This window comes from Pseudomonas mucoides, assembly GCF_015461845.1.
In the GTDB taxonomy this organism is placed as follows: Bacteria; Pseudomonadota; Gammaproteobacteria; order Pseudomonadales; family Pseudomonadaceae; genus Aquipseudomonas; species Aquipseudomonas mucoides.
The window spans coordinates 36,317-48,939 of sequence record NZ_JACOPW010000010.1 but is presented as its reverse complement, the minus strand read 5'-3'; the positions used below and the strand labels follow the sequence as shown (position 1 = coordinate 48,939).

Here is a 12,623-nt window from a genome sequence, read left to right as displayed (position 1 = left end):
ATGATGTCGCGGTTCAGTTTTCCAAATCAGAATCGAAGCGGACACCCAATCGGTCTAGAAGGCCGGTAAACGATTCACTTTCGGGTGCGAGAAACCCCAACTGCCAGCTGCCGCCAGGAGTGCGTTTAACAACGCAATCTAGCCCAGTGACCTCTGAAATGTCCCGCTCAAGACGCTTGAGATCAGGATCCGTATCAGACAGCTTAACGGGGGAGGGCTTACGCTGAGTGAGAGCGTTCACTGCCTGCTGAATCTTTTGAACGCTCCATTCAAACCGAACAGCCTTTTCCGCAATGTTTCGTTGATCAGCTTTGTTTTTCAATGAACAAAGAGGCCGAGCATGACCGTAGGAAAGCCGGGAGCTGATTAGCGAGTCGCGTACTCGAATGTCCAAATCCAGCAAGCGAACATAGTTAGAGATGTGGCTTCGGCTCTTTCCTAGCTGAGTAGCCAGATCGCCATGTGAAAGATTCAGTTCCGTGCAAAGGTCATTGTATGAGGTAGCTTCCTCGATGGGGTTTAGGTCCGTACGCTGAAGATTCTCAACAGCCGAAATGTATGCAGCCTGCTCATAGCTATAGGCACCAACCTCGCATTTCAGGGTTCGAAACCCCAGCCGTTGGCCTGAACGCCATCTACGCTCGCCTGCAATGATGCTGAAGTCACCATCTGGCCGGAAACATACAATCATGGGGACAACGTTCGTTCCCGTTGTCTTCATCGAGTCCGCCAGGTCATCCAAGGACTCTTCACTGAATAGCTTTCGCTTCTGCCAAACCCCAGGGTGAAGCCGCTCGACCTCAATGTTCATGAGGGTTGTAGGTACATCCTGGATACCCAGACAGGACAGCTTTTTCGGATCTAATTGATACACGTGTATCCACTCTGTTCGTCGTGTAACGGATACACAGGTATACCCGACATGAGAATTAATGCAAGGTCAAGCCAAAAATACAATAAACGACAACTCAGCTAAGGCCGAGACTGTGTAGATCTCGTCCTCAAAAACCATGTCGTCGAGGATTGGGTTTCCACAGATCGTTCAGTTCCCGAGCATTGAAGTCCTAGCTCGGAGCATAGTGTCGTCATCGATCAAGCCCCACGGCTTAGGAGTAGGCTTAAACCGGATGAGGAGACCAGGATTCTGGCCCCTTTCAGTGAAGGCGAGGGGATGGGCTATAAAGTGACCGTTGTCGTCCGGCAAAAAGCCATTCACGACGAATGCATCGAGGATAGGCTTGCAAGCTGCTGCCACTGATTCGTGGTCCAAAAGCCTAACTTCTGGGGTTATATAAATCTCTTCCACAATGACTGGGTACTCAGCGCGAGCAAGCCACTCTTTGAAAACTGGCATGCCTTCAAGCTTCATCGCTTCAATTCGTTTAACCCAGGTAGCTTTGAGAGAGGTGCTCTTCGCATCATGCACTCGCAACATCACATTGAGTCCTAGAAGTAGGGCACCTGGGAAAAAGGCACACAAAGACTTAGTCAACGTGTCGAATTCAAACCGATCATTCCGTCCGTCCATATTGGCATCACGCACCTTGCGCATGCGGGTGGTTGCCTTGCTTTCACCTGTCCGGCCAGAGGGTTGGGCGTTTATCTCTGAGCGAGGGGTGGCAGCTGTTTGTGTGTTTGGGGTTAACCCCTGCTTTGCAAGACGCTCAAGAAACTTCGGGTCAGAGGCAAATGCAGATCGATGGTTTGTTTTTGACGGCACTGGGTTCTCCTAAACCCAAGCAACATAACGACTGCCAAAAAAAAACCACCTCAGATTCGCTGATACCCCAGATATGGAGCACCTGAACCTCACTATTAGGGCATAGAAGAGGATTCAATATGCCCAAAATCAGATCTGTCTGCATCGTCGATGATGCCGGCGGTATGCGGAAGCTAGGTATCACGCTGCTTGAAAAACTCGGGTACGAGGTTCACGTCGCTGAGGATGGGTATAAGGCCCTGGCCGTGATCCGAGAAACAAACCCCGACGCATGTTTCATAGACCGTGAAATGCCCCAGCTCGACGGGCTTAGGCTCATCGAGCTACTACGCGGTTGGAAGGATTGGGGTGACAAGCCAATCGCAATGCTTTCAGGTGCAAGCAGCGTTTTCGACCAGCAATCTGGTCTCATAAGCGGAGCCGATCTGTACCTGACTAAACCCTTCACACGGGCGAAGCTTGAACAAGCTCTAACTGAGATGGATGAACTCCTTGAATAGCCTCAAGCAGAAAGGGGGGATGCACTTTGCCGGTTACCGGATAGGTGAAACTTACTGCCTTAGCCCGTCTACTTCGATCATTGCTGTAGATCAGGTGCCGAAGTTGCTCAATCAAATTCCGGGCACCAAGCCGTGGTTGATGGGCGCTGGGAGATTGGGCAGACAACTCCTTCCCTTCGTAAATATTTCACGCTTTTTGAACATATATCGAGACCCCGCCCTAGGTAATGAAGCAGGAGCGGCCCTGTTTGTTAAGGGCGGTGAGGGCGTCGGTAACGTGGCACTTGTCGTAGATGAGATTTGCGAATTCTTACTTGCGAGCGAGCTTCGGGATTGCGATCAGAGTGAATTCATGATCCCCCCAGGGCTTGGTAAGAGCATGCGGAAAGCTGTAACTGCAAGGGGCCGCACCTGGGCCCTCATTGATCTCCCAGCGCTAATAGCAGACGACAAGCTGCAGAACGTTGACCTCACTTGACCCCCACCCGAGATTGGACAGCATGAGTAATAATTCTTCCATCGTTTCACTAGCAACAATTATGGTCCTCCTGTCGGGTGGCGCAGCCGGTTATACCGGGTATCAATTCCTGAAAAACAATACCCAGCAAGGCTTCTTGCTGAAGGCCAGCTACCAAGCACAAACAAGCGCTATGCAGGCCATTTACCTTGCTGAGCGAGCAGCGACAGATAGCAGCTACAACTCAGATATGGCTAATTTAGAAAATGTTGTAGAGAAAGCATTCGCTGCTCTGCGCAACGGTGATCCAGTCCGAGGTATCGAACCAGCTCCACCAGTAGTGCTGGCGAATCTGGAATCACTTCAGAAGGTCTGGGCAGAGATTTCACCATCAATCTCCCAAATTGTTAGCCAGCGTACAGTTACTGATCAATACAGCAGGACTCTGGCTGACACCCAGAGAACCGCAGCCGAGGCTTTAAAAGCTGCGAAGGAGGCTCGTGCGAGCCTTGAAGCATCATCGGCCGGGCCGCAAATCAAGGGACAGCTTTCTAAGGCTGTGTCGTCGCTGGAAGAAGGCCAGCAAGCTTTGAGCTCGGATGGCGCTATCAACAGCGATACGTTGCGGGCGGCTGCGAGCGCATTCAGCCAGTATGTGACTACATTGGCCAGGCTCGGACCGTCGCTTCCAAAAGATCAAGACTTTATGACCCCCTTGGTCAAAAGCTATCGAGAAGCTGAATCCGTCGTTCGCCTGGTTCAAAAGACCATTGATAACGCATCAGGGGTAAGTGAAAACATTCCGCATGCGAAAACTATTTGGAATGTCCGTGACCGAGTTTCTTCGTCCGCGGCCAGCCTCATCGGTTCAGTTGAAGCACTGCCTGACAGTCGCCCAATGGGGATCACTATCGTCGCAGGCCTGGGCGGATTGACGTTGCTCCTTTCGATTATCTCAATGCTGATGATGCGATCGATCACTAGCAGTCGTACAGAGTCCATTGAGACTCAGGGCCGCCATCAAGAGGTCTCGATAAGCACACGATCTAAGCATTTGAAATTGCTGCTTGATGAGATCGAGTTGGTAGGGCAGGGCAAGCTCAATACACGGTTGACTGAAGACAACGAAGCTACGCGCGATATCGCCAAGGGCCTTAACAAAACATTTGGCAATTTCGCCACAATTCTTGACGAAGTCAAAGAAACAATCATTGGCCTTTCCGCAGCGACTGAGCAAACCCTGATAACTGAGCAGAACGTTGCACAGAATCGTGGCGAGCAGGACAAGGCAATTGAACATATCAGCCAATTGTTTGGCGATCTGTCTCAGTTCATCAACCAGATTGAGGATATGACGTTAGAGACTCAGCAGATCTCTGACGACATGGTGCAGAAGGTTGCTTCGGGTGAATCGTCGGTAACACAGGTTCATGACAACATCCTCGAGCTGCAACAGCAGACCCTATCAATCCAACACCGCTCGAAACACATGATCGAGAGTTTCCAGGTTCTGGAAACAATTGCGCAGGTTGTTGCAGAGGTAGCCTCCAGGGCCGCGATGCTCTCTTTCAACGCAAACCTTATGGCTGATGAGCTTCAGGATAAGGGGCAGTCGATCCGCATTGCCAACGCAGCAAAGGCAATGTCCCGCCTTAGTGAAGAGACGAAAGATGCGGTCGTGCAAATTAATGTCCAGCTGAAAACAATGAACGATGCCGCACGCGAAAACCAGTCCGCGGTGGATCGTGCGCAGCGTGAAACAGACAAGCTCCGTGATAGGTCGAATGTTGCTCAAGACGCTTTGAAAGACATCAAGGACCTGGCTGGTAACCTGACTCTGGGTGCACAGCGTGCAACCGAAGACACAAAAGAGCTGAAGGCGAAGTCGAGCGACGTGGGAGATCTTGTAGACAGCGTAAACCAGTACAGCGCTGATAACAGCGCAGCTAGCGAGCAGACAGCCGTCGCAATCAAAAACGTTAACCGACAAGCTCAAGACCTACAGAGCACGATCGCTCAATTCTCCAAGGACTGACGATGAATAGCCTCGATGCACCGGCTGAGCTGGACATATTTGACCGATGGTTAGTGACTATCGAGGCTAGGTTCTCAATACAGATTGATGCTAACCGTCAGGGCGCGTTCAAGAGCGCTCTGACGCGTTTTGTAGAAAGTATTGGTATGGACCTGGAAAGCCTGGATGAACGGCGTAAGTCGGGCCGTGTGGACGCTGAGACATGGTCAATGCTTCTACATCTGGCTACGAACCATGAAACTCGGTTCTTTCGATCGCTGCCAGCCACTGAACGAATCGTCAAGTTATGCGAAGGCATTACCTCGCCGCGGATTCTCTCTGTCGGATGTTCGTCCGGAGAAGAGCCTTTCAGCATTGCTTCCGCGCTACTAGATGCTGGTCACCCGACTTTCAGGGTTCACGGTACCGATGTTTCATCTGTGTGCATAAACACTGCGCGTGAGGGGCTGTACCCAAGGCATGAAGGTGTTGGCTTACTGGCCGCAGCCCCTACCCGCGGTAACAAGATGCGATTTCACAGGTTCGTCCGTGAAATGGTGACGTTTGAGGAGCACAACATTCTGCAAGACAGACCCGTGCAACTGGCGAATCCGAACATCGTAATCACACAGAACATGCTCATCTACTACCGCACAGATACTAGATACGAAATCCTGGACAGACTTTCAGCAATGCTTGTCCCAGGTGGCCACCTCATCACCGGCCCCGGGGAGACCCTCAATTGGTCTCACCCATTCATGACCCGTATTCCAAACAGTAATCCCAACGTATTCCAAAGGTCTGTCGATGTCTAACAAACTGCGTATCGCCCAACTGACCTGGCTTCGGGCTCCTATACAGAAGAGCGTCGACACGACCAAGTTGCAGCTTGAAGTCTTTAATAAAAAGTCAAAAGCTTTAGCGAGTCCTCCACCCGATGCCGAGCCTGTTTGGTTTGAAAACCAAAAGAAGGATCGCGATGCTGCATTCAAAAATGTCGAGATCGAGGTCAAGCATATCCATGCCGCGCTCGATGTTGCTGAGTGCATCGGCGGCAGTGCCTTAGCACTCGAAGTGAAGATCATCGTTACAAACATTGCAGATCATCGACTAGCTCAAGAGAAGATTGAGCAGGCGCTCGTCTCAATAATGGGTAGTCTGCTGACCATACCGAAGTTTCTGGGTATGGTTGTGGACGGCGCGCCAGATAGCGCTGGCATCCTTGCTAAACAGATCAACGAATTGAGGGAGCTCCGTGGGGTTCCACTACTGGAAGAGGACAACCTTCTTCCACCCGATGTGGAGTTCGCTTACGTCGAGCCACCGCATCGAAACCGCGATGTTTCTGACGATGAACGTCAGGATGTCTTTGGTCGTTCGCCCAAGCGATTTCAAACCGCATTCAGCGCGTACATGACCAACCAGAATAAAGCTGCGGTTATCGAACTGCGCGACATTCTTCGAGAACTTCAGGTCGTAACAAGCGATTTGGAAGTCGGTTGCTTTTGGTGGGTCGGGGAGTGCCTGACTGAAGCACTTGCTTGTGGTGCTATCCGAGCGGCTGGCGATACCCTTTCAAAAATTCGTATGCTATCTGTTGCCATTCAGAAAGCCGAGTCTGACGGAGAGGATGGTGCTAAAGCGACGCTAGGTGTCACAAGATTCAAATCCCTGCTTTCTGTCTTAAGCATGTCCGCGAAGCTACCTCAGTCCATCGAAGACGTGTTGGCCGTATTCAACGTCAGAAAGTCAGTGGACGCTACCTCGCTCGCGGAGCTTCAAGCCCGTATTGAAACCGCCAGTGCTGACTCGATAAAGGATGTGGTAGTCGAGCTCAAACCTCTGCTGGAAACCTCTATGGTTTCCCTTGGCCGGGCGATCATCAGCAAATCGCCGCTGACGTTTGATGCCCAGATTGCGACCTTCAGGGCCTCCATCCGGCAGGTAGCCAGCGTGTTCTACATGGTGAACGAGAGCGAGATGGCTGCTGTCGCGGCGCAATCGCTAGCGAGAGTGGAGAAGGTGTCCACCGTGGACGGTTTCACAACTGACGTGATTGAGAAGCTGAAGTCGGATTTCATGTTCCTTGATGAACACATCCGACGCCTGGACTCAAACGAATCGATTCAATCATTGCGTATTCCAGGGGTAAAACCTGACGTCATCGCCAGCGTTGTGGAGCAATCCATCCAAGAGTTGGCACTCACCCGACGCTCGATCACCGATCACTTGGACAGCGGCGCAGGCATCGAGGATTTGAGATCAGGCCTAAGCCGCTTGGTAGGCGCCAGCGCGGCACTGTCCTTCACGGGATTGACTCGTGCAGGTCTTGTTCTCAATGGGTCATGCCAGGGCTTCCTGAGTCAGATGACTGAACAGGGGATCAAAGGGTCCACTGCGGTAGATATGTCGGCACGGGCACTTGTAGCCGTCGAGAGTTACCTTGCGGCCATTCTGGCCGGCATGGCACCGTCTCCTACCCTCATGACACGGGCTGAAGAAGCACTTAGCGAGCTGAACATCCAGGTCGAGCACGTTGATGTTGTATCTCCCTCAGAATTGATGGAAAAGTTTGAGGCAGCAATCGCTACCGACGAAGTTAATGAGAGCGACGAAAATCACTTCCTCTCAGAAATCTTTGAGCTCAGAAAGATCTTCGAGCCCGTACTGCTCAAACCAGATGTTCGCGATAGAAAGACAATGGAGCAGCTGTACAAAGCTGCGGACCGTTTGGCGATGGGTGCGAAACTGTATGGGTTCGACTCATTCCACCGCCTTGCAAGAGCAATGGGCACGTTCAGTCAAACGGTGAATAACCATTCACGAGATGAGGGTTTCAATCGCACTGAAGCTGACGCTTTAGTCGTTTCGTCCCTCCAGATGATTTTCCGTTGCATGGACGAATACTCTGCTCGCGGTAAGGTCACTATCTTCACTAGGGATATGGAGAAAGCCCTACTTGCTAAGTCCGATCCAGGCATCGTCCAAGCACTCGACGAACCCCAAATTACCAACCACGACGTGAATCAGACACCTGACTCCTCAGAAACTAGTTCGGTGCTGGTTGGTGAGTTGGTTGAACGCGATACTGTTACTGAGCTCCGCGAATATCCAGAAGGCATCGACGGCGGCCACATCGAACTCTACCGTGAGGAATTCGTTCTCTACCACGGGATTCTCCTGTCATTTAGCGAGGGCAGCCAACCTCATCTGACTCGTGACATTTGCAGAGCTGCGCATTCAATACACGGCATCTCAGGGTCTGTGAATTGTGAGGTATTGCACGAGGTATACGGCGTCCTAGAGTCTCGCTTTGAGGTTCTATTCACGGCTGGCAAAGCGCTAACGGCCGACGACATATCGGTGCTTTCCGACGTACTCGCGCAGACGCATAAGTACATGTTGGATTTCCCGTGGGTGTCTGAGACTTCGCGCTTAGGTGCATGGGTCACGATGGCTGCCTCAATTGGAGATGATATTGAGGAAGCGGTATTCACTGAAATGCCTGCCGCGATTGCTAAGCCGCCAACCGAGCAGAAGGTGGAGGTTTTCGCAAGGCACAACAAATCGGAAGGTGATTCTGAGGAGCAAAAGATTCCGCATGCAGAATCTTTTTTGACCAACGACACAGGACCGACCCATGGTGAGGAAGTTGAAGCAGGCATTATTCAAGCGTCTATGGAGATTCCTCCAGAGTACAACGAGGATTTCCAGTTCTATCTAGATGAAGCTGAGGATGTGTTCCCCGATCTCGAAAGCAACGTTGCAGCCTGGCTCGAGGATATGAACGATAAAGATTTGGTGCTGACCATCAAACGCAATATGCACACCCTGAAAGGTGCAGCGTTGATGGCGGAAGCACAATCGATTGCAGCAATTACGCATTCGATGGAAAGTCTGTTTGAAAGCCTTTCAATTAAGCTTATCAATCCAAGTCCAGCGTGCGCTCAGTTAGTTATGCTGGTGATGCAAGCTATTACGGCGATGACGGAGGATGTTAAGAAGGGCCGTGGATACCCAATACCGAGTTCCCTCATTCAATGCCTTGAACAATCCGTAAATACAAACACAATCGATCTGTCTTTACTCCATTCAGATCAAGCGATTCCCGGTGCTCAACTCGAGGCGCAGATTCAGACCGTGATCTCAAGCGAGCCCGATCTTGAGCCTGCCACCGAAGACCAAGCTATTCTCGAGCAGCCTCATGACACAGGCGAAGTAGCGGAAGAAATGCCGGTGGTAACGTTCCTCGATGAGGTCAGCGTTGATCAAGCTGAAACCAAACCGGCTCGGAAGAAACGAGGTGGCCGCGGAAAAGGTGGCAGGGGCCAAGCTTCAACGGCTGCTGCCGAGATGGAAACTGATGGCGAGTATGGCCCAGCTGTACGTGAGGATAGCGTTCAGGGAGGCATAATTAATGAGGAAATCACCACTGATGACGCCGAGCAGGCGACAGTCTTAAACATTCCTCAAGCACCTGAACAGCTGATTCAGTCCGACGATATCGTAGCGAAAGAATCAATTGCTGATCAAAATCCTGTGCAGGAATCCCAACCTCAGCGGGAGACTGATGACCAAAACCAAATCGCCCCTAGCCAAAAGATTTCGCATGCGAAATCTTTTGAGGACGATCCAGTACGAGCCGAATACGCCCGCCAAGCTTCCGAGGCATTCGACAGGCTCTACACCATTAAAATGGACAGCGAGATTGGAGTCGAACAACCGATCGTCTCCAACGCTGTACTCGACCTGCTAGGGCGTGAGCAGGCCCAGGCCACTAATGATGGCAAGAAATCTAACGGGGGTACCTCCGAAAAGATCCGTGTAGAACTTCATCTGTTAGAGGCTGCTGCGGAAAGGGCTTCGGAGTTGGTCGCAGTACGCTACCGTCTTAGTGCCCTGAACGAAGAGGCGCACATCCGGCTAACCGGTGCCCGGGAATTACTTGAAGCCAACAGTCTTCAACACGGTCAGCTTACGACGGCCCTCAGGAGCTTCTTCAACAATCAACCTCAGGCCCGGAAATTTGAGGATGCTGCAGAAGCAGATTTAGAGCGGTTCAATGACCTTTCTGCGATGCATGTTGCAATGGGTGCACAAGTAGATGAAGTCCGTGAACAGGTTCACGAGATCTTCTCGTACATCCGCCAAATGCGAAATGCTCTCTATGAGCTTGATCCCGCCCTAATCGGACTCCAGCGAGATCTGCTCCATTCTCGCCTGGTACCATTCCTCAACGCCAGACAGAAGCTGACAGGGGCTGCGAAGACAGCCGCGAAAGCAACTGGCAAGGAAGTTGAAGCGACGATGGCGGGTGAAGAAGTCATCATGGATAAGATGATGCTGGACGCAATATCTGACCCTTTGACTCATATTATTCGGAACGCCATAGACCACGGTATCGAACCCCCTGCAGAACGTTTGAGGCTTGGTAAGCCGGAATTAGGCTCTGTAAAAATCAAAGCATCCCGCCGGGCTAAACACATCGTTCTCGAGATCAGTGACGACGGTCGTGGCATTGATGTTGAAGCCGTACACCGTAAAGCCATTGAGATGAAGATCATCTCCGATAGCGATCAACTGAGCCGTGCCGAGATCATGCGACTGATCACACATAGCGGTTTTTCGACCGCGGCTAAGCTGACGCATGTCTCGGGCAGGGGTGTTGGGATGGACATCGTTGCAACCACTGTTGAGGGGCTTGGGGGTCGCCTCTACATCGAAAGTGAGAAGGGTATCGGCACTCGGTTTCTGATTGAGTTGCCATTCACGATCGGCTCTAACAAAGCAATGATAGTGAGCTCTGGCAGCCAATGGTTTGCGATTCAGAGCTATTCAATGGTTCAAGTATTACTTGTATCTCGTAGCTCCCTGGCCGCGCAAAGAGCAGCTAATGGCTTTGCTACTGTCACGTACGACGACCGCAGCTTCGACGTCGTTCACCTGGCAGATCTGGTCGCTATGCCGGACTCACGCAGTGCCGATCAGAAAGGAGGGGATGTAACAGTCATTCTTTGCCAGCAAGGTGATGAACGGATAGCTATCGAGGTGGCTGAAGTCGACTCTATGCCAGAAATCCACATCAGAAAGCTTGAAGGTATGCTCGCGAATGTCCGTGGATTGGTGGGTGAGACAGAGATGCAAGATGGCAGTCCTGTCTTCGTGCTGGACGTAATGGAAATGGCTCGACTGAATCTCAAGCAAGGTTCGAAAGGGTATCAAGTTCGACAAAATCGCGTTCGTTCGCTGAAGCGTGAAAAAAAGCCAACTGTTTTGGTAGTAGACGACTCAAGAAGCTACCGCAGTCAACTTGAGCGAATCTTCACCGGATTCGGATACACCGTCATAACTGCAGTCGACGGTCAGAACGCGTTGCACAAGTTGGGCTTAATCGATAAGCCGGACCTGATGCTGGTTGATGTTGAGATGCCGAATATGAACGGTTTCGAGTTCACTGAGGCGATCAGGCGCAAGCCGGAATTTGACGACACTCCAATCATCATGATCACTACACGTACGGGCCTTGAAGAAAAAGCAATGCGGGCCGGCGTGACCAAGTATCTGCTCAAACCTTGTGATGCACCGTCTCTTCAACAGGCTGTAGCTCAGATCAAAGCGCAGAAATCGATGGAGGAATCCGCAGCATGAGAGTTGGCGTAGTAAGTACGGATGAGGTGCAGAAGGCGTTGTTCACTGAGCTTCTTGCACCACTGGTCGGCGACCTGATCATGTATGACGTTTCGCATGCGAAAGATGGCGACCTGGAAATCAGCAATGCACATATCCTGCTGATAGACATGGCGGACTCGAACGTCGTGGAATGTGAGGAGGTGATGGAGGCACTGGGCCGCGAAGAGCCCATCTGTCTTGTGCACGATAAGAATCTGTATGCCATGGCTCAACGTGATCGTATCTCATGGCGAAACCGTACGATCGAAGAAATCAAATTGGCTCTGCCTGACCTAGCCAACGAATTGGATGAAAAAAAGGATGAGGCGGACAATAAGAACGTGCCCGACCTTTGGATCATTGGTGCGAGCTCAGGTGGGCCGCAGGCGCTGCGTCAGTTCTTTGGTGATCTTCCAAGGATGCCCATTTCAATTTTCGTTGCCCAGCACATGTCAGAAGCTGGATACAGTCAGATGCTGGCACGCTTGAAGGATGTTGCTCCAGGGTGGGGAGTTCAATCAGCGGAGTCAGGCATGAAAATCAAGCCTAACTCCGTGTACCTAGTTCCGCGCGATAACACGATTGTGATCAATGCTGGTGTGATCCACCTTCAGCCATACAGCGCTCAATCTGTGTCATTCAACCCATGCATAGATGCAGTGATTCGTTCTGTCTTCGACTGTCACCCGCACCTCGGGGTGATCATTTTGTCAGGCATGGGAATGGATGGGTCTGGTGGGATCAGAACGATCAAGGGCAAAGCAAAAATGATCATGGCCCAAGATCACGAATCATCTGGGGCTAAGAGTATGCCGGACACTGCTCGCAATACCGGCGCGGTTCAGTATTCGGCGAACCCTGAGGGACTGGCCCGAAAGCTTGCCCAAATTTACGGACAAAAAACATTCTGATTCAAAGGCTACCCAAGGGTAGCCTTTTTTTCGAGAGTTAGTTGTTGTGCCGGTTGGGAGCGGAACGAAGCAAGTCACCGATTGCCGTACGCTGATCTTCAACGCAGCGGCTTGCGACTTCATGAATTAAGTCCAGGGCGCCTGGATTCGAAGTGGCAATCAAGTCCAGGAGAAACTGCAACTGCTGATCTGAGTCGACGGGGTAGTCGGCAGGTGGGAATTCAGCCCTGAGAAGCGTCTGAGGTCCCATTTTTGTGGTCACCTGTATGCAGGTATTCGGCATCAGGGTAGCGAAATTGCGTAGGAGGGGAGAGGTATTGATTTGAACGCTTGGCATAGTGTGATCCTCATG

The 12,623-nt window shown here is 51.5% G+C and carries 8 protein-coding genes; 6 read left to right on the top strand and 2 right to left on the bottom strand.

What is annotated here, in order from left to right:
* Positions 1–13: 13 nt before the first annotated feature.
* Together H8F22_RS28910 and H8F22_RS28905 are read right to left on the bottom strand one after the other, a co-directional pair.
* Positions 14–874, bottom strand: a complete 861-nt coding sequence (locus H8F22_RS28910; protein WP_011923275.1) for a ParB/RepB/Spo0J family partition protein — start codon at positions 872–874, stop codon at positions 14–16.
* A 168-nt stretch (positions 875–1,042) separates the two neighbouring features.
* Positions 1,043–1,720 (bottom strand): hypothetical protein, encoded by a 678-nt coding sequence (locus H8F22_RS28905; RefSeq protein ID WP_011923274.1) that lies wholly within the window; start codon positions 1,718–1,720, stop codon positions 1,043–1,045.
* 119 nt (positions 1,721–1,839) lie between these two features.
* On the opposite strand from H8F22_RS28905, the gene H8F22_RS28900 reads away from it, so the two are divergent.
* The 6 genes from H8F22_RS28900 to H8F22_RS28875 are packed head-to-tail and all read left to right on the top strand — an operon-like array spanning position 1,840 to position 12,271.
* Positions 1,840–2,220, top strand: a complete 381-nt coding sequence (locus tag H8F22_RS28900; protein ID WP_011923273.1) for a response regulator — start codon at positions 1,840–1,842, stop codon at positions 2,218–2,220.
* The gene (locus H8F22_RS28895) at positions 2,213–2,698 is read left to right on the top strand and encodes a chemotaxis protein CheW (protein ID WP_162886998.1); all 486 of its coding nucleotides are present in this window, start codon (positions 2,213–2,215) and stop codon (positions 2,696–2,698) included. The genes H8F22_RS28900 and H8F22_RS28895 overlap by 8 nt, the downstream gene beginning before the upstream one ends.
* 22 nt (positions 2,699–2,720) lie before the next feature.
* Positions 2,721–4,712: a methyl-accepting chemotaxis protein gene (locus H8F22_RS28890; RefSeq protein ID WP_169904144.1), complete on the top strand. Its 1,992-nt coding sequence runs from the start codon at positions 2,721–2,723 to the stop codon at positions 4,710–4,712.
* Positions 4,713–4,714: 2 nt separating this feature from the next.
* Positions 4,715–5,506: a CheR family methyltransferase gene (locus tag H8F22_RS28885; RefSeq protein WP_011923270.1), complete on the top strand. Its 792-nt coding sequence runs from the start codon at positions 4,715–4,717 to the stop codon at positions 5,504–5,506.
* A complete protein-coding gene (locus tag H8F22_RS28880; RefSeq protein ID WP_169904143.1) occupies positions 5,499–11,339 on the top strand; it encodes a hybrid sensor histidine kinase/response regulator in 5,841 nt (1,946 codons plus the stop codon). Before H8F22_RS28885 ends, H8F22_RS28880 begins: the two co-directional genes overlap by 8 nt.
* On the top strand, positions 11,336–12,271 hold the full coding sequence (locus H8F22_RS28875) for a chemotaxis protein CheB (RefSeq protein WP_011923268.1): 936 nt from the start codon (positions 11,336–11,338) through the stop codon (positions 12,269–12,271). The genes H8F22_RS28880 and H8F22_RS28875 overlap by 4 nt, the downstream gene beginning before the upstream one ends.
* Positions 12,272–12,623 lie beyond the last annotated feature (352 nt).